Here is a 26,689-nt window from a genome sequence, read left to right as displayed (position 1 = left end):
GTCACTTCTTCCCTTCAAGTGCTTCGTAGGCCTTCTTGATACGCACGTCATAGTCACCATAATCCTTGCCGTTGTAACTGGCGGCCATGCCGGCGTAGTCCTTGTTCTTCGCCGCCTTGATAAACGACGGGTTCTTGCTGCAGAAACCGAGGAAGGCCTTGAGTTGCTGCCCGGCATTGAGTTTCATGGCCGCGACGAATTCAAACACATTCGCGTGCCCGCAATCGGCGAAGTTGAAACCCATGATCTGGAACATGCCCCAGGACGCAGACTTCAATGCCGCCTCCTGATCCAGCCCGAATGCCGTGGCCATGGTTTCCCAGGCCTTGGCCTGATCCTTGTTGTTGGCTTGCCACTGCGGGCCGGCTTTCTTCTTGTACTTGTACGAGAGCAGCGGATGAGTCTGGTCGTACTTGTGCTTGGTATAGCGCTGGAAGTGATGCCCCTCGAAGGCGATCACCGGCAGCTTGGCCGGCCCGAAACCCGAACGACCACCCGACTCCACCGTGGCGAATGCCTTGATCAGGTTGGCTGAAATGCCGTTGCCCAATTGAGTGGCGGCGTTCTGGAAGTCGCTGTCGCTGAGCGTCATGCCGCCATCGCAGGTGACCTGCAGCACCATCTGCCGATTGCGCCGCTCGGCTTCGATCACCGCGCGCATCCGGTCCAGATAATGATTGACCGTGGCCTGCACCTGGGCATCGACATTATTGGCGAAGACATTGATGAAGGTGGGCAGACGCAGTGCTGGAATCAACTTGACCGGCACTCGAACAGCCTCCTCGACCAGGCTGTTGAAAGTGCGCCCATTCGGATCGACGACCCCATCGGGATGCGCGTACTTCAGGTGACGGAACTGGTACTGACTGATGCGCTGCACCAGCTGCCCGTCGCAACGGCCATTCTCGGGCAACGGAAAACCGAGCCGCGGGATGAGTAGGTTGAACAGGTACTGGATGCACTGAACATCGGCGGGCAAGTTTCGGGCTTTACCGGGCGTGCCGACCGAAGCGCTGATAAGACTGGGCAAACCTTGCAGGCTTTTCATTCAATGCGTCCTTGCTCGTCATAAATTGATATCAAATCAATATCACTTAAGTGCCACTGTCATATTTTGAAATATATGGCGGACGCAAACTAACAAGGGTGTTTTCAGTTGTCCAGAACGGGACTTCAAGGCTGTGAAGCAGTCTTCACCCCCAGCGAATCGCCAAGGGGCCGGCGAATGGTTGCGCAATACAACCAAACATGGTTGTATTGCGCAACCATTCCTGATGAGACCTTGAAAATGATCGACCCTTCGGTCGTGGAGCAAATCCGCTCCGCCTCACGCACGATGGTCCGTGAACTGGGCTTCATGCGCACGACATTAGCCGGCACGGAGTACTCCCCCTCTGCCGTTCACACGCTGCTTGAGCTAGGCGAGCATGGGGAGCGGACTGCCGCTCAACTGGTGCAGACGCTGGGGCTTGAGAAGTCCAGCGTCAGCCGCATGGTTGCGAAGCTCGTTCAACTGGGTGAACTGCAAGAGCATGAAAGTGAGCAGGATGGCCGCACGAAGCAATTGCGCCTTACCGAGCAAGGGAAACGCACCCTTGAAGAGATTCATGCCTACGGGCAAATGCAGGTCAGCTCAACGCTGGCCCCACTGCCCCCGAAAGAACAGCAGGTCATCGCCCAAGGCCTGAATGCCTATGCCCAGGCGTTGAAGGCTTCCCGCCAACAACCCACCGAAACAGCGGCCTCCAGGGTTCAAATCACCCTCGGATACCGTCCCGGCCTGATCGGACGCATGACGCAGATGCATGCAAGCTACTACTCGCGCCATGCCGGTTTCGGCCAGTTCTTCGAGAGCAGGGTTGCAACCAACATTGCCGAGTTTGCAGGACGGCTGGGGAACCCGCGCAACGCAGTCTGGGTCGCTGAAGACGCTGGCCGAATCGTAGGGTCGGTGGCTATCGACGGCGAGGACCTCGGGAACGATGAAGCTCACCTGCGCTGGTTCCTGCTGGATGATGGCTGCCGTGGTGGCGGTGTAGGTCGCCGGCTACTCACCGAAGCAGTCGCTTTCTGTGACCGGCAGAACTTCTCGGCAATCCAGTTGCACACGTTCAAAGGACTGGAAGCCGCCCGGCACCTCTACGAATCGCTGGGCTTCGAACTGACTCATGAAGAGCAAGGCAGCCAATGGGGCTCGACGGTTACGGAACAGCAGTTCACGCGTAAACGCTGACGATGGGACCAAGTGGCGGGATAAGCAAAGGCAGGGAGGGCTAGGCGTACGGTGCGTCACGCTTTGGATCACCAGGCGGTGAAGAGCGAAAGCCGTTCGAGAGCAGGACTTCGAGAGAAATGGAGGCAGCCCCACCAGCCACACCCCGGCACTCGATGTTCCCGCTGTGGCTGCTCCCTTCCGGGCCTGACCAGGTTAACGGGTAATCAATGCGGGGGGACCGGTGGGGCCACCATAACGCAGCTCATCAGGTGACGAGCCGCGCCATTGTACCGTTACGGGGGGAAGTTACAACCTTTGATGGCAAAAAAACCATCATTTCTCAAGGACTTGTCCGCCAGGGATGAGGTTCTCGGGAATTTGTGCCGGCCTCATCGCGGGACGAGCCCGCTCCCACAGGATAAATGCAAAGGCGCACCTGTGGGAGCGGGCTCGTCCCGCGATGAGGCCAGGGCAGGCAACATCAGACCGTGATGCCCTGCCCCGCCAGGAACGCGACGAAGGCCTCTTCGTCCAGCACCTTGACCCCCAGCTCACTGGCCTTGGCCAGCTTCGACCCCGCCCCCGGACCTGCCACCACGCAGTGGGTCTTGCCGGACACCGAACCCGCCACCTTGGCGCCGAGGCTTTCCAGCTTGTCCTTGGCGATGTCGCGGCTCATGCGCTCCAGGGTGCCGGTCAGCACCCAGGTCTGACCGGCCAGGGGCAGGCCCTCGGTGGTTTTCTTCTCGCTGTGCCAGTGCATGCCGAACGCTTGGAGCTGGGCTTCGATGGCGCGGGCGAGTTGCTGGTTGGCCTCGACCTTGAAGAACTCGCGCACGGCATCGGCCTGCTTGGTATTCAGGGCCTGGCGCAGGTCGATACCGTCGGCGGCGATGATCTTGTCGAGGGTGCCGAGCTTGTCCACCAGCTTCTCGGCGCCGGTCGGGCCGACCGAGGGGATGTCGAGTTTGGCGATCATGCCAGCGAGGGTGGTGCTGGCGGCGAACTCCGCCGCCAGCTCGCCCTGATCCTGTAACTGCATGCCGCTGTCGAGCAACTGCTGGATGACTTCGCGGTTGTGCGCATCCTCGAAGAAGTTGTGGATCTCGTAGGCGACTTCAAGGCCGATGTCCGGCAGGTAGGTCAGCACCTGCGGTAGCGCCACCTGCACCCGCTCCAGGCTGCCCAGGGAGCGGGCCAGGACCTTGGCGGTCTCCTCGCCGACATCTGGGATGCCCAGGGCGAAGATGAAGCGCGCGAGCGGCGGGCGCTTGCTCGCCTCGATGGCTTCGAGCAGCTTGCGGCTGGAGACTTCGGCGAAGCCCTCCAGGTCGACGATCTGCTCGAACTGCAGCTTGTACAGGTCTGCCGGGGAACCGATCAGGCCTTCGTCGACCAATTGCTCGACGCTCTTCTCGCCAAGGCCGTCGATGTCCATCGCCCGTCGCGATACATAGTGAATGATCGCCTGCTTGAGCTGGGCGCCACAGGCCAGGCGGCCGACGCAGCGATACACCGCCCCTTCGCTGGTGGTCTCCTTGCCCTTGCTGCGCTTGACCAACTGCGTGCGCTCGACCTGCGAGCCGCACACCGGGCAGGCGCTCGGCACCTCGACCGGGCGAGCGTCATCAGGGCGACGATCGAGCACCACCTGCATCACCTGCGGAATCACGTCACCGGCACGGCGGATGATCACCGTGTCGCCGATGCGCAGGCCCAGGCGGGCGATCTCGTCCATGTTGTGCAGGGTGGCGTTGGATACGGTCACCCCGGCCACCTTGACCGGCTTGAGACGGGCGACCGGAGTCACCGCACCGGTACGGCCGACCTGGAACTCGACGTCCAGCACCTCGGTGAGTTCTTCCATGGCCGGGAACTTGTGGGCGATGGCCCAGCGCGGCTCACGCGCACGGAAACCCAGCTCGCGCTGCGCCGCCAGGCTGTTGACCTTGAACACCACGCCGTCGATCTCGTAGGGCAGCGCGTTGCGGCGGGCGCCGATGTCCTGGTAATAGGCCAGGCATTGTTCGATACCGGCGGCGTGCTTGAGCTCAGGGCTGATCGGCATGCCCCAGACCTTGAGCTGCTCGAGGATGCCGATATGGCTGTCGCCGACGCTCGCTGAAGTCTGGCCGATGCCATAGCAGCAGAATTCCAGCGGGCGGCTGGCGGTGATCTTCGAGTCCAGTTGACGCAGGCTGCCAGCGGCAGCGTTGCGGGGGTTGGCGAAGGTCTTGCCGCCGATTTCGGCCTGAGCGGCATTGAGCCGCTCGAAGCCCGCCTTGCTCATGTACACCTCGCCACGCACTTCGAGCACTTCGGGCCAGCCGCTGCCATGCAGCTTCAACGGGACGTTGCGGATGGTGCGCACGTTGGTGCTGATGTCTTCGCCGGTCGTGCCGTCGCCACGGGTGGCGCCCTGCACCAGCTGGCCGTCGCGATACAACAGGCTCACCGCGAGGCCATCGAGCTTGGGCTCGCAGCTGTAGTCGACCGCCTCGGCCTGGTCGAGCCCTTCGACCACGCGCCGCCCGAACTCACGCAGGTCGGCCTCTTCGAAGGCGTTGCCCAGGCTGAGCATCGGGATCTCGTGGCGCACCTGGGTGAAGGCCGCCAAGGCTGCACCGCCGACGCGCTGGGTGGGCGAGTCAGGAGTGACCAGGTGTGGGTTCTCGGCTTCCAGGGCCTTGAGTTCGTTGAACAGCCGGTCGTATTCGGCGTCGGGCACACTGGGCTCGTCCAGCACGTAGTAGCGATAGTTGTGCTGGTCGAGTTCGGCGCGCAGTTCGTGGATTCGGTTTTCGGCGTTCATCTTTCAGGTCTCTTGCAAAGCAAAAGAGCAGCCTGGGTGATGCCGGCGCGGATCGGGATGCTGTTCAGCATGTACTGACCTCATCACCGGACAAGCCGGACGCCGCACCACCGCTCCCACAGACAATCGTGTATCTGTGGGAGCGGCGGTGCGGCGTCCGGCTTGTCCGGCAATGGGGCCGGCACAGGCAACGTCATCTGCCGAACCGACCAGCAATCCCATGGGCTGCTCTTGAGTCTGGATCTATCAGCGCTTCTGGGTCAGCGCACGGCGTTCGAACTCGACGATACGCTGGCGGTAGTGCTCGATGGTCTGCGCGGTCAGCACGCTGCGCTGGTCATCCTTGAGCTCACCGTCGAGCTCGTGGGCCAGCTTGCGCGCGGCGGCAACCATCACGTCGAAGGCCTGCTTCGGATGACGCGGGCCGGGCAGGCCAAGGAAGAAGCTGACCGCACGGGTGCTGAAATGGTCGATGTCATCCAGGTCGAATATGCCTGGCTTGACCGCGTTGGCCATGGAGAACAGCACCTCGCCGTGACCGGCCATGCTTTCGTGACGATGGAAGATGTCCATCTCGCCGAAACGCAGGCCGCTTTCCAGGATGTTCTGCAGCAACGCCGGGCCCTTGAAGCCACCTTCGTCACGGGAGATGACGCTGATCACCAGCACCTCTTCGACCGGAGGCAACTCCTTGGCGGCGTTGTTGCTCGTGGCGAAACCGCTGTTGCGGTTGTTGTCGGCACTGAAGTCGTCATCGCTGTCGGCGAACAGGTCCGGCTCGCGCGGTTCAGCGACCAGATTCAGGTCGCCCTGCTGCGACTCGGCAGCAGCACGCTTGCCACGCTTGGGCGCCCTGGCCGGCTTTGGCTCGCGCTCGCGTTCACGGGCCGGGGCGCTCATCGACGGCAGGTCGGTTTCGTCCAGCTCCGGCTCTTTATGCGTGTCCAGGACGCGCGCAGGGCCGAGCACCTCGGCACTGCCCTCGTCGTCCGGGAGGTTGGAATAGCTACGATCCAGACGGAACTTCAACTTGCCCTTGCCGCCGCGCATGCGGCGCCAGCCGTCGAAAAGAATACCGGCGATGACAATGATGCCGATGACGATCAGCCACTCGCGCAGACCGATTTCCATGTAATCCCGTGCCTCTATAAAAATATGCTTGAAAACAAAGGCTTCAAAGCCCTTTAACACGTGGCGCCAACTCTATGTTCTGACAGGCGTTTTACCCACGCAAAAAACGAGTGACATTAAGCTAGCACGACCAAAGACAACTTTACACCGTCTGTCGCACATGCAAGGCGCATTTGCCTACAGATATCGCCCAATCTTCGCGCATCAGGCGTCAACCATGGCCATGGCCTCCTCCACATCAACTGCAACAAGACGTGAACAACCGGGCTCATGCATGGTGACCCCCATCAATTGATCAGCCATTTCCATGGCAATCTTGTTATGCGTAATGTAGATGAACTGCACGGTCTCGCTCATTTCCTTCACCAACCGGGCGTAACGCCCGACGTTGGCATCGTCCAGCGGCGCATCGACTTCGTCGAGCATGCAGAACGGTGCCGGGTTCAGCTTGAAGATGGCGAACACCAACGCCAATGCGGTCAGTGCCTTCTCGCCGCCGGACAGCAAATGAATGGTGCTGTTCTTCTTGCCCGGCGGGCGCGCCATGATCGTCACCCCTGTATCGAGTAGATCTTCGCCCGTCAGTTCCAGATAAGCGCTGCCGCCACCGAAAACTTTTGGGAAAAGTGCCTGTAATCCGGCATTTATCTGATCAAAGGTATCCTTGAAACGGTTTCGGGTTTCCTTGTCGATCTTGCGGATGACGTTCTCGAGCGTCTCCAGCGCCTCGACCAGGTCAGCGTTCTGGGCATCGAGATAGCGCTTGCGCTCGGACTGCTGCTCGTACTCCTCGATTGCCGCCAGGTTGATCGCACCCAGGCGCTGGATCCGCGCTTCAGTCTGCTCCAATTCCTGCTCGGTACCCTGCTCGCTGGCTTCGGGCTCGAGCGTGGCGAGCACACCCTGCAGGTCGTAACCGTCGGCGAGCAACTGCTCTTGCAGGGTCTTGCGCCGCACATCCAGGCCCTGGGACTCAAGGCGTGACTGCTCCAGCTGCCCGCGCAACAACTGGGCCTGCTGTTCAGCCTGGGCACGGCGTTTTTCGACGTCGCGCAGTTCGCGATCGGCCTCGTCCATGTGCAGGCGCGCCTGGCGCATTTCCTCATCGACACTCATGCGCCGTTCGAGCAGCTCTTCGAGCTTCAGGCGCAACTCTTCCAGCGGGGCCTCGCCCTCTTCAAGATTGAGGCTCAACTGCTCCTGGCGCTCGCTCAGACGCGCGGCCTGCTGCTCAAGACGCTCCAGGGCCTGGCGCGTGGAGTCGTGCTGGGCGCGCAGGGAACCCAGGCGCACTGCCAACTGGTGGGCATGGTCCTTGTGCTGGCGGGCCTCCTGGCGGACGCGATCGAGGGTTTCGCGCAGGGTGTCGCGACGGGCCATCAGTTGTTCACGCTGCTCGGTGTCCTGGGCCATGAGATCCAGGGCTTCCTGCAGCACCAGGCGCGCTTCGCCCAGTTGCTCATGCTCCAGGGCGCGTTGCTCCTGGAGTTCGGCCAGTTCTTCCTGCAAGCGGCGGCGGCGCAGCTCCAACTGCTCCGCACGTGCACGCCCGGCAGACAGGCTCGCCTTCAGCTCGCCAAGCTGCCGGTTTTCGTCCTGGCTGCGGCGGCGCAGTTGCTCGCGCTGTTCTTCCTGGTCGAGCTGTTGCTCGCGAAGGTCTTGCAGCTGCTGCGTGAGCTGTTCGAGCAACGCCTCGTGCTCCAGTTGCTCTTGGCCGAGGCGCTCGATCTCCTGTCCTCGCGCCAACACGCCACCCTGGGACTCGCCACCGCGGCTGACCCGCAGGAAATGCCGGCCCACCCAGTAGCCATCGCGGCTGACCAGGCTGTGGCCCTCTTCAAGCGTGACGCGCAGGGCCAGGGCCTGCTCCAGGGACTCGACCGGCTTGACCTGGCCGAGCCAGGGTGCCAGATCGATGCGTCCGTCGACCTTGTCCAGCAGGCTGCCGGGCAGGCGCGCACCCTCGCCGCTCGCCTGCAGCAGGCGCAGGTCGCCCTGCTCCAGGGCGGCAAAATCAAGTGCAGCAAAATCGTCCACCAGCACCGCCTGCAGGTCGGCACCCAGTACGGTCTCCACCGCCAGCTCCCAGCCGGGCTCCACACGCAGCCCTTCAGCCAGGCGCGGACGGTTGCCCAAGCCCTGCCCCTGCAGCCATTCAGCCGCACCGCTGCCGGGTTCGAGGGCCGCTTGCTGCAGGGCCTCCAGTGACGCCAGACGCCCGCCCAGGCGCTGCAATTCACCCTGCTGTTGTTGCTGGGCCTGGGTCGCCTGCTGCAGTTGCTCGCGCACAGCCTCAAGCCGCTCGACCACCTGCTGCTCCTGCAACTGCAACGCTTCGAGCTGCAACTCGCTGCCAGCCACCTGCTCCGACAGTTCGAGCATGGCGGCGTCCTGGGGATCGGCGCCCAGTTGCTGGTTCTCTTCGCTCAGCTTGCGCTGGCGCTCGGCCAGACGTTCCAGGCTGCTCTCCAGCTGCTGCAGGCGTGCCTGCTGGACCTCGGCCTGACGCCGTGGCTCGGCGGAGCGGGTATTGAAATCGTCCCACTGAGCCTGCCAGCCGTGCATGCCCAGCTCGGCCTCCTCGAGCGTCGCAGCGGACTCTTCGGCGGCGGCGAGGGTCATTTCCTGCTCGGGCTCGAGCATCGCGAGATCTTCGGCCAGGGTCGCCAGCAGGGTGCGGTCGTGGCCCAGGTGCGACTCGGTTTCCAGGCGCGTGCGCTCGGCTTCCTTGAGATCATCCTGCAACTGGCGCAGGCGCTGCTGGCCGTGCTGGATGCTCTGCTCGACCCGGGCGATATCGCCCGCTACGGAATAGAAGCGCCCCTGCACCTGGTTGAACCGCTCGGACAGCTCATGGTGCCCGTCGCGCAGGCGTTCGATGCTGGCATCGGCATTGCGCTGCTCGGCCACCAGTGCCTCGAAGGCCACTTCCTGGTCACCGATGATGCTTTCGCGCTGGCGCACGCGCTCATCCAGTGCACGCCAGCGCAGTGCCGACAAGCGCGCCTTGAGTTGGCGCTCCTGGGCCTTGTATTCGCGGTATTTCTCGGCGGCCTGGGCCTGGCGATGCAGGCGTTCGAGCTGGCGCTCCAGCTCTTCGCGCAGGTCGGTCAGGCGCGCCAGGTTCTCCTGGGTGCGGCGGATGCGGTTCTCGGTCTCGCGGCGACGCTCCTTGTACTTGGAGATGCCCGCCGCTTCCTCGATGAAGTTGCGCAGCTCCTCGGGCTTGGCCTCGATCAGCTTGGAGATCATGCCCTGCTCGATGATCGAGTAGCTGCGCGGGCCCAGGCCGGTGCCAAGGAAGATGTCAGTGATGTCGCGGCGGCGGCACTTGGTGCCGTTGAGGTAGTAGGTGTTCTGCGCGTCGCGGGTCACCTTGCGACGGATGGAGATCTCGGCATAGGCGGCGTATTCACCGACCAGGGTGCTGTCGCTGTTGTCGAACACCAGCTCGATGCTCGCCTGGCTCACCGGCTTGCGCCCGGAGGAGCCGTTGAAGATGACATCGGTCATCGACTCGCCACGCAGGTTCTTCGCCGAGCTTTCGCCCATCACCCAGCGTACGGCGTCGATGATGTTGGATTTGCCACAGCCGTTGGGCCCGACCACCGCCGCCATGTTGCTGGGGAAATTGACCGTGGTGGGGTCGACGAACGACTTGAACCCGGCCAGGCGAATGCACTTGAGGCGCATCGGTCAGGCCTGCGCCAGCGCAGCCAACACCAGCTCGCAGCTGCGTTGGCAATAGGCGATCAGCACCTCGCGGATACGCGGCAGGTCGCGCAGCAATACTGCCTCCAGCAGGCGGGCGAACAGGTCGACGTAGTCGTCCATGCTGGCCTGGCGTTGATCCAGCGCCAGGTAGTAGGCGCGGCTCATGGCCGGCTGCAGGTTCTCCACGGTCTCCTGCAGGTAAGGGTTGCGTGCGAAGGGGAAGGCAGCGCGCATGACGGCGAAACTTTCGGCGACGAACGCCTTGATGTCCAGGTTGTTGCGGGCCTGGTGCAGGCGCTGCTGGATCTCCAGGAACGGCAGCAGGTCGGTCTCGCTGCGCCACTGCTGGGCGACGGCGTTGCCCAGCAGGATGTACAGCTCGCCCATGAGGCTGCACAGGCTCCGCACACTGTGCTCGTCGAGCTCGGTGACGTGGGCTCCGCGGCGCGGCAGGATAGCCACCAGATGACGACGTTCAAGAATCAGCAGCGCTTCGCGTACCGAGCCGCGGCTGACATTCAGGGCCTGGGTGACCTTCTGCTCCTGGATGCGCTCGCCGGGTGCAAGCTCGCCGCGAATGATCCGCTCGGCCAGGTAGTGGGCAATTTGCTCGGAGAGGCTGTCCGGCGCCTTGAACGTCATGATTTTCCTTCGGAATCGAAAACGGGGCACGAAAGGCGCGATTGTAGCGCACTCGCCGGGCTTGCGCGCAGCGGCGCGCGAGGCTTTGTGCGACCTGTCGGTCAGTTGCCATGCCCGGCGCGATCTATGCTTGTAAAGAGACAGGGTTGGGCGGCCAGAACCCGGCACGGGCAAAATCTTGACCTTTGAGTCAGAAAAATATTGACCTCAAGGTCAGCCCTTGCTTAGAGTCCGCCCAACAACAATAAAACCATTACGAGGCCTTCCCCGTGATCCAGTTTCTCGTCAACCAGGAGCTGCGCAACGAGCACGCCCTGGACCCGAACATGACGGTGCTGCAGTACCTGCGCGAGCACCTGGGCAAACCCGGCACCAAGGAAGGCTGCGCCAGCGGCGACTGCGGCGCCTGCACCGTGGTCGTGGGCGAACTGACCCCGGATGACCTGGGCCAGCCGACGCTGCGTTATCGCAGCCTCAACTCCTGCCTGACGTTCGTTTCCTCCTTGCACGGCAAGCAACTGATCAGTGTCGAGGGCCTCAAGCACCAGGGCGAGCTGCACAGCGTGCAGAAGGCCATGGCCGACTGCCACGGCTCGCAGTGCGGCTTCTGCACTCCAGGCTTCGTCATGTCGCTGTTCGCCCTGCAGAAGAACAGCAGCGGCCACGACCTGCACCAGGCACAGGAAGCCCTGGCCGGCAACCTGTGCCGCTGCACCGGCTACCGGCCGATACTCGACGCCGCCAAGCAGAGTTGCGCCCGCCCCTGCCAGGACCAGTTCGACGCCCAGCAGGCGCAGACCATCGCCCGTCTCCAGGCCATCGCCCCGCAGCAGACTGGCGAGCTCAACAGTGGTGACAAGCGCTGCCTGGTCCCGCTGACCGTCGCCGACCTGGCCGACCTGTACAGCTCGCACCCCGAGGCACGCCTGCTCGCAGGCGGCACCGACCTGGCACTGGAAGTCACCCAGTTCCACAAGACCCTGCCGGTGATGATCTATGTCGGCCATGTCGCCGAGCTCAAGCGCATCGACAAGACCAGCAGCCACCTGGAAATCGGCGCCGCCACCCCGCTCACCGACTGCTATGGCGCGCTGAACGAGGAATACCCCGACTTCGGCGCCCTGCTGCACCGCTTCGCTTCGCTGCAGATCCGCAACCAGGGCACCCTGGGCGGCAACATCGGCAACGCCTCGCCGATCGGCGACTCGCCACCCCTGCTGATCGCCCTCAACGCACAGATCGTCCTGCGCCAGGGCGATCGCCAGCGCACCCTGGCGCTGGAAGACTATTTCATCGACTACCGCATCACTGCCCGCCAGGACAGCGAGTTCATCGAGAAGATCCTGGTGCCACGCGCCAGCAACGACTGGACGTTCCGCGCCTACAAGGTGTCCAAGCGTCTGGACGACGACATTTCTGCGGTATGCGCAGCGTTCAACCTGAACATCGAGAACGGCGTGGTCGGCGGCGTGCGCATCGCCTTCGGTGGCATGGCAGCGATTCCCAAGCGTGCCCGTGCCTGCGAGGCGGCGCTGCTTGGCAAGCCCTGGAACCAGGCGAGCATCGAGCGCGCCTGCCAGGCACTGGCCGAAGACTTCAGCCCGCTGACGGATTTTCGCGCCAGCAAGGAATACCGCCTGCTGACCGCGCAGAACCTGCTGCGCAAATACTTCATCGAACAGCAATCGCCGTACATCGAGACCCGGGTGACCGCTTATGTCTAACCATCACGCCGTCAAGAGCCAGGCCGAGATGGCCGAACTGTTCAGCCAGGACCTGACCAGCGGGGTCGGTCGCAGCGTCAAGCACGACAGCGCCGACAAGCACGTGTCAGGTGAAGCGGTGTACATCGACGACCGCCTGGAATTCCCCAACCAGTTGCACGTCTATGCGCGCACCGCCGACCGTGCTCACGCGCGCATCCTGCGCATCGACACGTCCCCCTGCTATCAGTTCGAAGGCGTGCGCATCGCCATCACTCACGAGGACATCCCTGGGCTCAAGGATATCGGCCCGGTCGTCGCGGGCGATCCGCTGCTGGCCATCGACAAGGTCGAGTTCTTCGGCCAGCCGGTGCTCGCCGTCGCCGCCCGCGACCTGGACACCGCTCGCCGCGCCGCCCTGGCGGCCATCGTCGAGTACGAAGACCTGGAACCGGTGCTCGATGTGGTCGAAGCCTTGCGCAAGAAGCATTTCGTGCTCGACAGCCACACCCACCAGCGCGGCGACTCGGCCAAGGCCCTGGCCAGTGCCCCGCATCGCCTGCAAGGCACCCTGCACATCGGCGGCCAGGAGCACTTCTACCTGGAAACCCAGATTTCTTCGGTGATGCCCACCGAAGACGGTGGCATGATCGTCTACTGCTCGACGCAGAACCCCACCGAGGTGCAGAAGCTGGTCGCCGAAGTGCTCGACGTGCCGATGAACAAGGTGGTGCTGGACATGCGCCGCATGGGCGGCGGTTTTGGTGGCAAGGAAACCCAGGCCGCCAGCCCCGCTTGCCTGTGCGCGGTGATCGCGCGCCTCACCGGGCAGCCGACCAAGATGCGCCTGCCGCGGGTCGAGGACATGACCATGACCGGCAAGCGTCACCCGTTCTACGTCGAATATGACGTCGGCTTCGATGATGAAGGCCGCCTGCACGGCATCGAATTCGACCTGGCCGGCAACTGCGGTTATTCGCCGGACCTGTCCGGCTCGATCGTCGACCGCGCCATGTTCCACTCCGACAACGCCTACTACCTGGGCGATGCCACGGTGAACGGCCACCGCTGCAAGACCAATACCGCGTCGAACACCGCCTACCGCGGCTTCGGCGGCCCGCAGGGGATGGTCGCCATCGAGCAGGTGATGGACCACATCGCCCGCCACCTGGCGCTCGACCCGCTGGCGGTGCGCAAGGCCAACTACTACGGCAAGACCGAGCGCAACGTCACCCACTACTACCAGACCGTCGAGCACAACCTGCTCGAGGAAATGACCGCCGACCTGGAAGCCAGCAGCGACTATGCCGAGCGGCGCAAGTCTATCCGCCAGTTCAATGAACACAGCCCGGTGCTGAAGAAGGGCCTGGCTCTGACCCCGGTGAAGTTCGGCATCTCGTTCACGGCCACCTTCCTCAACCAGGCAGGCGCCTTGATCCACATCTATACCGACGGCAGCATCCACCTCAACCACGGCGGCACCGAGATGGGCCAGGGCCTGAACACCAAGGTCGCCCAGGTGGTCGCGCAGGTGTTCCAGGTCGATTTCAACCGCATCCAGATCACCGCCACCAACACCGACAAGGTGCCCAACACCTCGCCGACGGCGGCGTCCAGCGGTGCGGACCTGAACGGCAAGGCGGCGCAGAACGCGGCCGAGATCCTCAAGAAACGCCTGACCGAATTCGCCGCCCGGCACTACCAGGTCACCGAGGAAGATGTCGAGTTCCGCAACGGCCATGTGCGCGTACGCGACCAGTTGCTGAGCTTCGAGCAACTGGTGCAACAGGCGTACTTCGCCCAGGTGTCGCTGTCGAGCACTGGCTTCTACCGCACGCCGAAGATCTTCTACGACCGCAGCCAGGCACGCGGCCGACCGTTCTACTACTTCGCCTTTGGCGCCGCCTGCGTCGAAGTGATCGTCGACACCCTGACCGGCGAGTACAAGATTCTGCGTGCCGACATCCTGCACGACGTCGGCGACTCGCTGAACCCGGCGATCGACATCGGTCAGGTCGAGGGTGGCTTCATCCAGGGCATGGGCTGGCTGACCACAGAGGAACTGGTGTGGAACGCCAAGGGCAAGCTGATGACCAACGGCCCGGCGAGCTACAAGATCCCGGCGGTGGCCGACATGCCCCTGGACCTGCGCGTGAAGCTGGTGGAAAACCGCAAGAACCCCGAGGACACGGTGTTCCATTCCAAGGCCGTGGGCGAGCCGCCGTTCATGCTCGGTATCGCCGCCTGGTGCGCGATCAAGGATGCGGTGGCGAGCCTCGCCGACTATCGCGTGCAGCCGCACATCGACGCCCCGGCGACACCCGAGCGGGTGCTGTGGGGGTGCGAGCAGATGCGCAAGGCAGCGGCGCAACAGCAGCCGACCGGACAAGAACTGGAAACCGTCACCCACTGACAGCGAGGGATTCCCTGGGAGCGGGCTTGCCCGCGAATGTGAAGATGGCCTTACCGCCCTCTTCGCGGGCAAGCCCGCTCCTACAGGGCCCTCAGCATGGTTTAGAGAGGCTACATCATGCACCAATGGATCAATGCCCTCGCCGACCACCAGTCCCGCGGCGAACCCTGCATCCTGGTGACCATCATCGAGGAGCGCGGCTCGACGCCACGCAACGCTGGCTCGAAGATGGTGGTCAGCGCCAGCAACCTGTTCGACACCATCGGTGGCGGGCACCTGGAGTTCAAGGCCCTGCACATCGCCCGGCAGATGCTTGCCGAGCAGCGCAGCACACCGCATCTGGAGCGCTTCAGCCTGGGCGCGAGCCTGGGCCAGTGCTGTGGCGGCGTCACGGTGCTGTTGTTCGAACCCATGGCGCCGGTGCAGGCGCAGATCGCGGTGTTCGGCGCGGGCCATGTCGGCCGGGCTCTGGTACCCTTGCTCGCCGCATTGCCCTGCCGGGTGCGCTGGATCGATTCGCGCGAGCAGGAGTTCCCGCCGCTTATCCCCCACGGGGTGACCAAGGTGGTCAGCGAGGAGCCGGTCGACGAAGTGGCCGAACTGCCGCCGGGCAGTTACTGCATCGTCATGACCCACAATCACCAGCTCGACCTGGAACTGACCGCCGCCATCCTCAAGCGCAACGACTTCACCTGGTTCGGCCTGATCGGCTCGAAGACCAAACGGGTCAAGTTCGAACACCGCCTGCGCGAGCGCGGCTACGACGATGCCGTGCTGGCACGCATGCGCTGCCCCATGGGCCTGCCGGAGGTCAAGGGCAAGCTGCCCATCGAGATCGCGGTGTCCATCGCCGGCGAAATCATCGCCACCTACAACGCCTGCTTCGGCCAGCATGACGCTGGCGCCAATGCAGGCCCCATTGCCCAGTTGCTGCCGCCCTCCCGGCGCAGCCAAGCCATTTGACGAGCGCTTTATGACTGCAACCCGCAAAGCCTACCGTGCCGCCATCCTGCACAGCATCGCCGACCCTGCCGAGGTCGGCCTGGAGGCCTCCCACGAATACTACGAAGACGGCCTGTTGGTGGTCGACGAAGGCCGCATCAGCGCCCTGGGGCACGCCAGCGACCTGCTGCCGACCCTCGACGCCGGTATCGAGGTGGTGCACTACCAGGATGCCCTGATCACCCCGGGCTTCATCGACACCCATATCCATTTCCCGCAGACCGGCATGATTGGCTCCTACGGCGAGCAACTGCTGGACTGGCTGAACACCTACACCTTCCCTTGCGAAAAGCAGTTCGCCGACAAGGCCCATGCCGACAAGGTGGCGAAGATCTTCCTGCAGGAACTGCTGCGCAATGGCACCACCACCGCGCTGGTGTTCGGCAGCGTGCACCCGGAGTCGGTCAACGCCCTGTTCGAGGAGGCCGAGCGCCTGGACCTGCGCCTGATCGCCGGCAAGGTGATGATGGACCGCAATGCCCCTGACTACCTGACCGACACCGCCGAGTCGAGCTACAGCGAGAGCAAGGCGCTGATCCAGCGCTGGCATGGCAAGGCTCGCCTGCACTATGCGGTGACGCCGCGCTTCGCGCCCACCAGCACGCCTGAACAACTGGCCATGGCCGGACAACTGCTCAAGGAGCATCCGGGCGTGTACCTGCACACCCACCTGTCGGAGAACCTCAAGGAGATCGACTGGGTCAAGGAACTGTTCCCCGAGCGCAAGGGCTACCTGGACGTCTACGACCACTTCGAACTGCTGGGCGAGCGCTCGGTGTTCGCCCACGGCGTGCACCTGTGTGACGAGGAATGCCAGCGCCTGGCCGAAACCGGCTCGGCCGTGGCCTTCTGTCCGACGTCCAACCTGTTCCTGGGCAGTGGTCTGTTCAACCTGCCCCAGGCCGAGCGTTTCAAGGTCAATGTCGGGCTGGGCACCGATGTGGGCGCTGGAACCAGCTTCTCGCTGCTCAACACGCTGAACGAGGCGTACAAGGTGATGCAACTGCAGGGTGCGCGCCTGCACCCGTACAAGTCGCTGTACCTGGCAACCCTCGGCGGCGCCCGCGCCCTGCGCCTGGACGACCGCATCGGCAGCCTGCGCGCCGGCAACGATGCCGATTTCGTGGTGCTCGACTACAAGGCCACGCCGCTGCTGGACTACCGCATCCAGCAATCCAACAGCATCGAGGAGACCTTGTTCGTGCTGACCACCCTGGGCGATGACCGTACCGTGCGCGAGACCTTCGCCGCGGGGCGCTCGGTGCATCGGCGCTGATGCACAAAGGGCCGCTGCGCGGCCCATCGCGGGACGAGCCCGCTGCCACAGAGAAAGCACCAGGCCCGAGGGGTGTGCTGTACCTGAACTGCCGCAAAGGTTGGATTCATGTCCAACTTGGCAGCAGTCCAACCTGTGGGAGCGGGCTGGTCCCGCGATGGGCTGCACAGCAGCCCTCGGTCATTCATTCAGGCAAACGATCAACCCTTGGCGGCAGCCTTGGGTTTTTTCAGCAGGTGCGAGAACACCGCATGCAGGTCGTCGGACGCGCTGTCTTCGTCAAGGTTGAGCTTGCTGTCGATATGATCCATGTGATGCATCATCAGGCTCACCGCCTGCTCGGCATCACGCGCCTCGATGGCGTCGATCAGCTGCATGTGTTCATCGTACGAGCAATGCGAGCGGTTGCCGCTTTCGTACTGGGCGATGATCAACGACGTTTGCGACACCAGGCTGCGCTGGAAGCTGACCAGCGGTGCATTGCCGGCCGCCTCGGCCAGCTTGAGGTGGAACTCGCCGGAAAGACGGATACCGGCGCCACGATCGCCACGCGAGAAGCTGTCGCGCTCATCGCGGACCATCTGGCGCAGTTCGTTGAGTTGCTCGCCGGTGGCGTGCTGCACCGCAAGCTCGGTGATGGCGCGCTCGACCATGCGCCGGGAGAAGAACACCTGGCGCGCCTCCTCCACCGTAGGGCTGGCCACGACCGCACCACGGTTGGGTCGCAGGAGCACCACGCTTTCATGGGCCAGACGCGACAGGGCGCGGCGAATGATGGTGCGGCTGACGCCGAAGATTTCGCCCAGCGCTTCCTCACTCAACTTGGTGCCCGGCGCCAGGCGCTGTTCGAGAATGGCCTCGAAAATGTGCGCATAGACGATGTCGTCCTGGGTACCGCTGCGGCCGGCCTTGGCTGCGCGCGCAGGTTTCTTCAGAGGTTGCAGCTGTTCGTTCATGGGCACTCGAGCACAAGGGATCGGCCAGTGGAACCTCGACTGTAATACCTGTCAGAGGGTGGCTGGCAAGTCCTGGGGTGAAAAAAGGGATCAAGGTATCTGCGCATTGTACACAGGCTGAGCCGTTTCTGCAGGTGGCCAATTCCCATATAGCTGCGCTGACGCAGATTGTGCGCACAAAAGATAAAACATTATTTGCATTCTTTGTACACAAAAGCATAATCCACCGAGCAACTTCCTGACCCAAAAGTCAACAAAGCCGTCAGGCGTCTGCCACCCCCTCGCGGAGCCGCCAAGTGCATGCGCAGGACCAAGGCTCCAGAACAACAAGAAAGACTTGAGGAGTACTCGCTGTGGAAAGCCGCAAATCCGAAGCCCCAACGCTGGATCTCGCTGCGTCGCCCCGACCGGGATGGCTGGAGCGGATCTTCAAACTCCGGCACCACGGCACGACCGTCAGGACCGAAATGATCGCCGGGATGACCACCTTCATCACCATGGCCTACATCATCTTCGTCAACCCCAACATCATGGCCGACGCCGGTATCGATCACGGTGCCGCCTTCGTCGCCACCTGCATCGCCGCCGCCCTGGGCTGCCTGCTGATGGGCCTGTACGCCAACTGGCCGGTGGGCCTGGCACCGGGCATGGGGCTCAACGCCTTCTTCACCTACACCGTGGTCGGCACCATGGGCTACACCTGGGAGGCCGCGCTGGGCGCCGTGTTCGTCTCGGGCGTGCTGTTCATGCTGCTGACCCTGTCGCGGGTACGCGAGTGGCTGCTCAACAGCATTCCGGTGAGCCTGCGCCATGCCATGGGTGCCGGTGTCGGGCTGTTCCTCGGGCTGATCGGCCTGAAGACCGCCGGCATCATCGTCGACAGCCCGGCGACGCTGATCAAGCTCGGTTCGCTGCATGAGCCCGGACCGCTGCTGGCGGCCGTGTGTTTCCTGATGATCGCGGTGCTGAGCTACCACCGGGTGTTCGGCGCCATTCTCATCAGCATCATCGCCGTGACCCTGGCCGGCTGGGGCCTGGGCCTGGTGCAGTATGGCGGGGTGTTCTCGCTGCCACCGAGCCTGGCACCGACCTGGATGGCCATGGACGTGGCCGGTGTCTTCAACGTCAGCATGATCAGCGTGGTGCTGGCCTTCCTGTTCGTGCACATGTTCGACACCGCCGGCACCTTGATGGGCGTGGCGCAGCGGGCGAACCTGGTGGCCCCGGACGGTCGCATCGAAAACCTGTCGCGTGCCCTCAAGGCCGACAGTGCCTCCAGCGTGTTCGGCGCCGCAGTGGGTGTACCGCCGGTGACCAGCTACGTGGAAAGTGCCGCCGGGGTCGCCGCGGGCGGGCGCACCGGCCTGACGGCGGTGGTGGTCGGGCTGCTGTTCGTCGCGGCGATGTTCTTCGCCCCGCTGGCCGGGATGATCCCCGCCTACGCCACGGCCGGCGCGCTGATCTACGTGGCGATGCTGATGATGGGCAGCATGGCGCACATCAACTGGGACGAGGCGACCGACAGCATCCCGGCGATCGTCACCGCGATCATGATGCCGTTGACCTTTTCGGTGGCCGACGGCATCGCCCTGGGCTTCATCAGCTACGTCGTGCTCAAGGCCGGGACCGGCAAGTACAAGGAAATTTCCGCAAGCCTGTGGGTGCTGTGCGTGATCTTCATCGCCAAGTTCGTGTTCCTCTGAAACGTCGCCGGGCCCGCAACGGGCCCGCCCCCCCCCCCCACCCCCCCCACCCCCCCCCCCGCGCCCCCCCCCCCCCCCCCCCCCCCCCCACTCCAGCCGTCAGGAATTTTTCGGAAACCCGATTGGTCGCCGCACCCCTGGATGGATTAAAGTATCACCCCCTGCCCGGCAACCGCCCTCCCCCAAGCGCCCGGCCCATTTCCAGGAACCGCCGACGATGGAACACCGTGAAGCGCTGATCGCGCTGCGCACCTTTCTCTCCTCCCAGATCCTTGGCCAGGAGAAGCTGGTCGAGCGCCTGCTGATCGTCCTGCTCGCCGACGGGCACATGCTGGTCGAGGGTGCACCGGGCCTGGCCAAGACCAAGGCCATCAAAGAGTTGGCCGAGGGTATCGAGGCGCAGTTCCACCGTATCCAGTTCACCCCCGACCTGCTGCCGGCCGACATCACCGGTACCGAGATCTATCGCCCGGAAACCGGCAGCTTCGTGTTCCAGCAAGGGCCGATCTTCCACAACCTGGTCCTGGCAGACGAGATCAACCGCGCCCCGGCCAAGGTGCAATCGGCACTGCTCGAGGCCATGGCCGAGCGCCAGGTCAGCGTGGGCCGCAGCACCTACGAGCTGTCGCCGCTGTTCCTGGTCATGGCCACGCAGAACCCGATCGAGCAGGAAGGCACCTACCCGCTGCCCGAAGCGCAACTCGACCGTTTCCTCATGCACGTGAAAATCGGCTTCCCCGACGCGGCCGTCGAACGTCGTATCCTCCAGCAGGCCCGTGGCGAGGCGCTGGGCGGCGAGGTCAAGCCGGAGCGCCAGGTCAGCCAGCAGGCGATCTTCGCCGCACGCAAGGAAATCCTCGGCCTGTACATGGCCGATGCCGTTGAGGAATACCTGGTGCAACTGGTCATGGCCACGCGCACCCCGGCCAAGTTCGACAGCGAGCTTGCCGACTGGATCGCCTACGGCGCCAGCCCCCGTGGCTCGATCGCCCTGGACCGCTGCGCACGTGCCCATGCCTGGCTGGCCGGGCGCGACTTCGTCAGCCCGGAAGACATCCAGGCCGTGCTGTTCGACGTGCTGCGCCACCGCGTCATCCTGTCGTTCGAAGCCGAAGCTGCGGGCATCGACCAGGACCGTGTGGTACAGCGTATCCTCGACGTCGTCGCCGTCGCCTGACCCCATGCCCGCCACGCACCTCGCCGAACCCGGCATCCGCATCGGCCTGGCCGAGCTGATCGACATGCGCCACCGCGTGCGCGAGATCCAGCTGTTCTCCCGGCCCGGCCAGCGCAGCCCGCTGGTGGGCCTGCACCACTCCAAGCTGCGCGGACGCGGGGTCGACTTCGACCAGGTGCGCGTGTACCAGGCCGGCGACGACGTGCGCAACATCGACTGGCGTGTCACCGCTCGCACGCAGGAACCTCACACCAAGTTGTTCCATGAAGAGCGTGAGCGGCCGATCTTCATCATGGTCGAGCAGAGCCAGCGCTTGTTCTTCGGCTCGGGCCTGATGTTCAAGTCGGTGCTCGCGGCCCAGGCGGCGGCGTTGTTCGGTTGGGCGGCGCTGGGCCATAACGACCGCATCGGCGGCCTGGTGTTCGGCGACAACGAACACCACGAGATCAAGCCCCGGCGCAGCAAGCAGAGCCTGCTGCAACTGCTCAACCGCCTGGCCAAGGTCAACCAGTCGCTGCACACCGAAGCGTTGCCCCAATCCGACAGCCTGGGCCTGGCCTTGCGCCGCGCACGCGAAGTGCTGCGCCCCGGCAGCCTGGCCATCGTCATCTGCGATGAACGCGCACTCACCCCAGCCGTCGAACAGCACCTGGCAATGCTCTCACGCCACTGCGACGTGCTGCTGATGCCGGTCTCCGACCCTCTCGACCACGCCCTGCCCGCCGCTGGCCTGCTACGCTTCGCTCAACGCGGCGCGCACCTGGAGCTCGACACCCTGGACGCCAACCTGCGCCAGCTCTATCGCCAACAGGCCGAAGCACGTATCGAACGCTGGGAACTGCTGGCGCAGAAAATGCGCGTGGTGCTGATGCCGTTGAGCACCCAGAGCGAAATGATCGAGCAGTTGCGCGAGTACCTCAACCAGCGTCCGGGAAGCGGCCAATGAACCCGCTCGACCAACTGCAACCCCTGATCGCCCCGCCGGCCATCGGCCTGTGGCCACCGGCGCCGGGCTGGTGGCTGCTGCTGGTCCTGTTGCCGCTGCTCGGCTGGGGGCTGTGGCGCCTGCGCCGCTGGCGGCCAGGCCGACGCCAGGCGCCGCCCGCCGAACAGCCGCTGGACCCGATCCGCGTCGAAGCCCTGGCCGAACTCGCCCGCCTGCCGCGCCCCTACGACGGCGCACCGGCGGGTGCCTGGCTGCAGCAGATCAATGCCCTGCTCAAACGCCTGTGCCGCAATCACTACCCTGGCGCCAACAGCCACACGCTCAACGGCCGTCAATGGCTGGCGTTTCTCGACAACCGCTGTCCGGCCGCCGGCCTGACCCGCTGGATGGTACTGGTCGAAGGCGCCTACAAGCCCGAGTGCAAGCTCGACGACAAGGCCATCGCCGGGCTCGCCCAGGCGGTCGAGACCTGGATTCGCAAACATGTTTGACCTGGCCTGGCCGTGGATCTTCGCCCTGCTGCCGCTGCCCTGGCTGATGCGCCTGCTGCTGCCTGCCGCCGACAGCGGCGAGCCGGTGCTCAAGGTGGGCTTTCTCGATGAGCTTGAAGGCCTTGCCGGGCGCCGCGCCCGCCTCAACCTGCCCACCTGGCGCCAGCAGGCGCCGTTCGTGGTGATCTGGCTGCTTCTGCTGCTGGCGGCCGCCCGGCCACAGTGGTTGGGCGACCCGGTACCGATCGCGGCCAGTGGCCGCGACCTGTTGGTAGCGGTGGACGTGTCGGGCTCGATGGACTTCCCCGACATGCAGTGGAAAGGCGACGAAATCAGTCGCCTCGATCTGGTCAAGGCGCTGCTCGGTGACTTTCTCCAGGACCGTGAAGGCGACCGGGTCGGGCTGATCCTGTTCGGCAGCGAGGCCTACCTGCAAGCCCCGTTGACCTTCGACCGACGCACCGTGCGTACCTTCCTCGACGAAGCGCAGATCGGCATCGCCGGCAAGAACACCGCCATCGGTGATGCCATCGGCCTTGCGGTCAAGCGCCTGCGTCAGCGCCCGGCACAGAGCCGGGTGCTGGTGCTGGTGACCGATGGCGCCAACAACGGCGGGCTGATACATCCCCTGACGGCCGCGCGCCTGGCGGCCCAGGAAGGCGTACGCATCTACACCATCGGCATCGGCGCCAACCCCGACGCCAGTGGTACTCCAGGCCTGCTCGGCCTGAATCCGAGCCTGGACCTGGACGAAGCTTCGCTCAAGGAAATCGCCGAGCTCACCCATGGCGCCTATTTCCGCGCCCATGACGGCGCCGAGCTGAACAGCATCGGTGACACCCTCGATCAGCTCGAACCAGTGGCCCAACAACCCACCCAGGCGCGCACCGCCAGGGAGCTGTATGCCTGGCCGCTGGCCCTGGCGCTGCTGCTCAGCGTCCTGTTGGTGATCGCCGTGCAGTGGCCTGACAATCTGCTGCAACGCGCGCTGCGTCGACCACGCTTTCTGCAGCCCCACCCCGAATGGCGCCAGCGCCTCAAGCGCCTGCGCCTGAGGAGGCGGCGATGATCGAACTCTGGCCACAATGGCTGCGCCCACTCTGGCTGCTGGTGGTGCCCCTGCTCGGCTGGCTGCTGTTCAAGCTCTGGCATCGACGCAAACGTGCCGGACGCTGGCAGATGATCCTGCCGCCGCAGTTCCATGCAGTGTTGCTCGGGGGCGGCAATGGCAGCACCAGCAAGCTGCCGTGGATCGCCCTGGGCCTGGCCTGGCTGCTGGTGCTCCTGGCCCTGCTCGGACCCAGCTGGCAGCGCCTGGAAGAAACCCGCCAACGCCCGGCCGACCCGCTGGTGATCCTGCTCGAACTGACCCCGCAGATGCTCGCCGAAGACAGCCCGCCCAACCGTCTGGAACAGGCCCGACGCAAGGTGCTCGACCTGCTCGAACACCGTCGCGACAGCCAGACCGCGTTGATCGTCTATGCCGGCAGCGCGCACACCCTGGTGCCACTGTCGGATGACCTGGGCACCACACGCAACCTGCTCGAGGCCGTCGACCCCTCGATCATGCCGCAGCCCGGCCACCGCGCCGACCTGGCAGTGCAAAAGGGCCTGGCGCTGCTCGCTCAGAGCGGCCTGGGGCAAGGCCGCGTGCTGCTGATCGGGAGCTCGCTCAGCCAGCAGGAGCGCCAGGGTATCGTCCAGGCCCTGGGTCGCCAGGGCCCCTCTTTGTTGATGCTCGGCGTCGGCACCGCCGAGGGCGCGCCCGTGCGCCAGGCCAGTGGCGAGTACCTCAAGGATGACCAGGGCGCCATCCTCGTCCCACGCCTGGACAGTGCCGAGCTCAAGCGCTTCATCGTCGGCACGGGCGGACGCTACCGGCATGCCCGTATCGACGATCTCGACCTGCGTGGTCTGGGCCTGTTCGACTCCCCCCGCGCCCTGCGCAACGACGGCCAGACCCTGCAACTGGACAGCTGGGCCGACCAGGGCTACTGGCTATTGCTGCCCCTGTTGCTGCTGGCCGCCTGCGCCGGTCGTCGCGGCTGGCTGTTCTGCCTGCCACTGCTGCTGGCCCTGCCCCAACCGAGCCAGGCGTTCGAATTCCAGGACCTCTGGCGTCGCCCCGACCAACAGGGCCAGCACCTGCTGCAACACCAGCGCCCGGCCGAAGCCGCCCAGCGCTTCGAGGATCCGCAGTGGCGCGGCATGGCGCTGTACCAGGCGGGCGACTACACTGGCGCCGCCCAGGCCTTCGCCCAGGGCAACAGCGCCGCGGCCCACTACAATCGAGGCAACGCCCTGGCCCGCGCCGGCGAACTGGATGCCGCTCTGGATGCCTACGAGCAGGCACTGGAGCGCCAGCCCGACCTGCAACCGGCGCTGGACAACCAGGCACTGGTGCAACAACTGCTGCAACAACGCGAGGGCCGCGCCGAGCAAAAACCGGACACCAGCGACGCACAACCGACGCCGAGCCGCGACACCGACGGCAACAGCAGCTCGGCCTCCAGCAGTGCCCAGGGCACGCCCGGCAACGACGAACAGAGCCCAGCGCAGGACGGCGGCGACAGCACCAGCAACAGCAACAACCAGGCGTCGTCCGGCAACCAGGGCGGCGATGATGACAGCCTCACCCAGCCGCCGCAGCGGCCCACCTCTACCAGCCTCGACGCCGAACAGCGCCAGGCCCTGGAGCAGTGGTTGCGGGAGATCCCCGACAACCCGGCGCAGTTGCTGCGACGCAAATTCTGGTACGAACAGCAATTGCATCAGGAACCCCAACGATGAGTCGCCTCGGCGTCTTCTTGCTCAGCCTGCTCTGGCTCACCCTGGCCCAGGCCCAACCGGCGCTGCAGGCGAGTGTCGATCGCACCCGCGTGGAAGCCGGCGAAACCCTGGAGCTCACGCTGGAAAGCCAGGATGTCACCCAGTTCGGCAAACCTGACCTGCGCGCCCTGGAGGGCGACTTCGAAGTGCGCGGCACCCGCCAGCTCAACAGCCTGCACACCCTCGATGGCGAAACCCGTGCCAGCACCCGCTGGATCGTCACCCTGCTGCCACGGCGCAGCGGCAGCCTGCAGATCCCGGAGTTGCAACTGGGGCAGTCGCGCAGCCAGGCCATCGAATTGCAAGTGGTACAACCCGACCCCAATCGCCCGGACAGCGCCTCGCAGGTGTTCATCGAGGCGACCCTCGACAACCCCGAGGTCTACGTCCAGGCCCAGGCGGTACTGACCCTGCGCATCTACCATTCGGTGTCGCTGTACGACGACAGCAACCTCAGCCCGCTGCGCCTTGAGAACGCCAAGGTCGAGCCGCTGGGCGAGTCGCGCACCTACGAGAAAGAAATCAACGGCGTGCGCCATGGCGTGATCGAAACCCGCTACGCGCTTTATCCGCAACAGAGCGGCGTACTGCAAGTGCCTCCCCTGACCTTCACCGCCACCGCTGCCGACAGCACTGAACCGCCTGCCGGCGGGGCACGCAGCGGGCGCCAGGTGCAGGTCAGCTCGCTGCCGCTTGACCTGCAGGTCAAGGCCATCCCTGCGACCTGGCCTGCTGGTGTGACCTGGCTCCCGGCCCGCAGCCTCAGCCTGGAAGAACGTTGGAACCCCGACCCGAACCAGCAGCCGACGCAGATTGGTGATTCCCTGACGCGCAGCATCACCCTGCGCGCCGAGGGGCTGTCCAGCACGCAGTTGCCACCGCTGCCAGCTACCGAGGTCACTGGCCTGCGCCGCTACCCGGACCAACCCCTGCTGCGCAACGAGATCAACGAACGCGGGATGACCGCCAATCGTGAGGAGCGCGAAGCGCTGGTGCCGATCCACAGTGGCAACCTGATGCTGCCTGCGCTGGAGGTCACCTGGTGGAACACCCTCGAAGACCATCTGGAGCACAGTAGCCTGCCGGCGCGAAGCATCAAGGTCGACGATAACCCGGCGTTGAGCGCCGACACGCCGGTGGGGGATGTCAGCAGCGGATCTGCGCTGCTCTGGCCGTGGCAACTGGCAACGATGATATTGGCGCTGACCACGCTGCTGGGCTTTGCCCTCTGGTGGCGGGCGCGTTCGCAACCGGCGGTATTGCGCGCATCGCAGAGTGGGCCCAGCCCGCGTACGCTGCTCGACGATCTCAAGCGCGCGACCCTCGCCAACGATCCGCAGGCGACGCGCCAGGCGCTGGATGCCTGGGCGCGGCAGCAACCCGAGACCCTGGCGGAGATGGCGGCGCGCTTCGTGCCCTTGTCCAATGCCCTGGATGGGCTCAATGGCGCGCTCTACAGCGAGGCGGGGCAGCATTGGCAGGGGGATGAGTTGTGGCGGGCGATCGGAGATATTCCTTCGGCTCAGCAGGGGTTGCCTGTGGGTGGGGATGGTGGGGGTTTGCCGCCGCTTTATCCCAAGTGAGTTTTCAGGTGCTTGCCGACAGATTTTCAGCGCCCATGAGATCGCGCGCCGCCCGCGCGGCGCTTCGCGGGTAAACCCGCTCCTACATTTGTTTCG

At 64.7% G+C, this 26,689-nt stretch carries 18 protein-coding genes and 1 other RNA gene; 12 read left to right on the top strand and 7 right to left on the bottom strand.

Annotated features, from left to right (window positions below):
* Nucleotide 1: 1 nt before the first annotated feature.
* Nucleotides 2–1,048, bottom strand: coding sequence for an N-acetylmuramidase family protein (locus IAE40_RS11470; protein ID WP_054893635.1), 1,047 nt, complete (start codon nucleotides 1,046–1,048; stop codon nucleotides 2–4).
* A 240-nt stretch (nucleotides 1,049–1,288) separates the two neighbouring features.
* Between IAE40_RS11470 and IAE40_RS11465 the strand changes: the two genes are divergently transcribed.
* Entirely contained in the window at nucleotides 1,289–2,233 is a 945-nt protein-coding gene (locus IAE40_RS11465) for a bifunctional helix-turn-helix transcriptional regulator/GNAT family N-acetyltransferase (RefSeq protein WP_200603214.1), read from the top strand.
* Between the two features lie 129 nt (nucleotides 2,234–2,362).
* On the opposite strand, the gene ffs is transcribed toward IAE40_RS11465, so the two are convergent.
* The 5 genes from ffs to IAE40_RS11440 form a co-directional block, all read right to left on the bottom strand.
* Nucleotides 2,363–2,459: signal recognition particle sRNA small type (gene ffs, locus IAE40_RS11460), an RNA gene on the bottom strand.
* A 237-nt stretch (nucleotides 2,460–2,696) separates the two neighbouring features.
* On the bottom strand, nucleotides 2,697–5,027 hold the full coding sequence (ligA, locus tag IAE40_RS11455; RefSeq protein WP_112897785.1) for an NAD-dependent DNA ligase LigA: 2,331 nt from the start codon (nucleotides 5,025–5,027) through the stop codon (nucleotides 2,697–2,699).
* 246 nt (nucleotides 5,028–5,273) lie between these two features.
* A complete protein-coding gene (gene zipA / locus IAE40_RS11450) occupies nucleotides 5,274–6,158 on the bottom strand; it encodes a cell division protein ZipA (protein ID WP_200603188.1) in 885 nt (294 codons plus the stop codon).
* Nucleotides 6,159–6,362: 204 nt separating this feature from the next.
* A complete protein-coding gene (gene smc, locus IAE40_RS11445) occupies nucleotides 6,363–9,851 on the bottom strand; it encodes a chromosome segregation protein SMC (RefSeq protein WP_197892464.1) in 3,489 nt (1,162 codons plus the stop codon).
* 3 nt (nucleotides 9,852–9,854) lie between these two features.
* Nucleotides 9,855–10,514 carry a GntR family transcriptional regulator gene (locus IAE40_RS11440; protein WP_063543931.1) on the bottom strand — a complete coding sequence of 220 codons (660 nt, stop codon included), beginning with the start codon at nucleotides 10,512–10,514 and terminating at the stop codon, nucleotides 9,855–9,857.
* Between the two features lie 269 nt (nucleotides 10,515–10,783).
* Here IAE40_RS11440 and xdhA point away from each other — a divergent pair, with 269 nt between their 5' ends.
* The 4 genes from xdhA (at nucleotide 10,784) to guaD (ending at nucleotide 16,908) form a co-directional block, all read left to right on the top strand.
* Complete coding sequence (gene xdhA / locus IAE40_RS11435; RefSeq protein WP_200603187.1) at nucleotides 10,784–12,238, top strand: xanthine dehydrogenase small subunit; 1,455 nt, start codon at nucleotides 10,784–10,786, stop codon at nucleotides 12,236–12,238.
* Entirely contained in the window at nucleotides 12,231–14,630 is a 2,400-nt protein-coding gene (gene xdhB, locus IAE40_RS11430; RefSeq protein ID WP_200603186.1) for a xanthine dehydrogenase molybdopterin binding subunit, read from the top strand. The genes xdhA and xdhB overlap by 8 nt, the downstream gene beginning before the upstream one ends.
* Nucleotides 14,631–14,747: 117 nt before the next feature.
* Nucleotides 14,748–15,593 carry a xanthine dehydrogenase accessory protein XdhC gene (xdhC, locus tag IAE40_RS11425; protein ID WP_125930396.1) on the top strand — a complete coding sequence of 282 codons (846 nt, stop codon included), beginning with the start codon at nucleotides 14,748–14,750 and terminating at the stop codon, nucleotides 15,591–15,593.
* Nucleotides 15,594–15,603: 10 nt separating this feature from the next.
* The gene (gene guaD / locus IAE40_RS11420) at nucleotides 15,604–16,908 is read left to right on the top strand and encodes a guanine deaminase (protein WP_153773405.1); all 1,305 of its coding nucleotides are present in this window, start codon (nucleotides 15,604–15,606) and stop codon (nucleotides 16,906–16,908) included.
* A 200-nt stretch (nucleotides 16,909–17,108) separates the two neighbouring features.
* Here the strand turns inward: guaD and IAE40_RS11415 are convergent, their stop codons facing one another.
* Nucleotides 17,109–17,864 (bottom strand): GntR family transcriptional regulator, encoded by a 756-nt coding sequence (locus IAE40_RS11415; protein ID WP_197892459.1) that lies wholly within the window; start codon nucleotides 17,862–17,864, stop codon nucleotides 17,109–17,111.
* A gap of 467 nt (nucleotides 17,865–18,331) precedes the next feature.
* Here IAE40_RS11415 and IAE40_RS11410 point away from each other — a divergent pair, with 467 nt between their 5' ends.
* From IAE40_RS11410 to IAE40_RS11380, 7 genes are all read left to right on the top strand, one after another.
* The gene (locus tag IAE40_RS11410) at nucleotides 18,332–19,567 is read left to right on the top strand and encodes an NCS2 family permease (protein ID WP_371105597.1); all 1,236 of its coding nucleotides are present in this window, start codon (nucleotides 18,332–18,334) and stop codon (nucleotides 19,565–19,567) included.
* A gap of 217 nt (nucleotides 19,568–19,784) precedes the next feature.
* Nucleotides 19,785–20,744 (top strand): AAA family ATPase, encoded by a 960-nt coding sequence (locus IAE40_RS11405; protein WP_054893623.1) that lies wholly within the window; start codon nucleotides 19,785–19,787, stop codon nucleotides 20,742–20,744.
* A gap of 4 nt (nucleotides 20,745–20,748) precedes the next feature.
* On the top strand, nucleotides 20,749–21,690 hold the full coding sequence (locus IAE40_RS11400; protein ID WP_186666749.1) for a DUF58 domain-containing protein: 942 nt from the start codon (nucleotides 20,749–20,751) through the stop codon (nucleotides 21,688–21,690).
* Nucleotides 21,687–22,181 carry a DUF4381 domain-containing protein gene (locus tag IAE40_RS11395; protein WP_054893621.1) on the top strand — a complete coding sequence of 165 codons (495 nt, stop codon included), beginning with the start codon at nucleotides 21,687–21,689 and terminating at the stop codon, nucleotides 22,179–22,181. Before IAE40_RS11400 ends, IAE40_RS11395 begins: the two co-directional genes overlap by 4 nt.
* Nucleotides 22,174–23,250: a vWA domain-containing protein gene (locus IAE40_RS11390; protein WP_054893620.1), complete on the top strand. Its 1,077-nt coding sequence runs from the start codon at nucleotides 22,174–22,176 to the stop codon at nucleotides 23,248–23,250. The genes IAE40_RS11395 and IAE40_RS11390 overlap by 8 nt, the downstream gene beginning before the upstream one ends.
* Nucleotides 23,247–24,971 (top strand): tetratricopeptide repeat protein, encoded by a 1,725-nt coding sequence (locus IAE40_RS11385; RefSeq protein ID WP_197889824.1) that lies wholly within the window; start codon nucleotides 23,247–23,249, stop codon nucleotides 24,969–24,971. The genes IAE40_RS11390 and IAE40_RS11385 overlap by 4 nt, the downstream gene beginning before the upstream one ends.
* The gene (locus tag IAE40_RS11380) at nucleotides 24,968–26,593 is read left to right on the top strand and encodes a BatD family protein (protein ID WP_112897779.1); all 1,626 of its coding nucleotides are present in this window, start codon (nucleotides 24,968–24,970) and stop codon (nucleotides 26,591–26,593) included. The genes IAE40_RS11385 and IAE40_RS11380 overlap by 4 nt, the downstream gene beginning before the upstream one ends.
* The last annotated feature ends 96 nt before the right edge of the window (nucleotides 26,594–26,689 follow it).

The sequence above is a fragment of the Pseudomonas sp. S44 genome (assembly GCF_016624805.1).
GTDB classification, from domain to species: Bacteria; Pseudomonadota; Gammaproteobacteria; order Pseudomonadales; family Pseudomonadaceae; genus Aquipseudomonas; species Aquipseudomonas machongensis.
The sequence above is the reverse complement of the archived record's forward strand: the minus strand, read 5'-3'. Positions and strand labels throughout refer to the sequence as shown.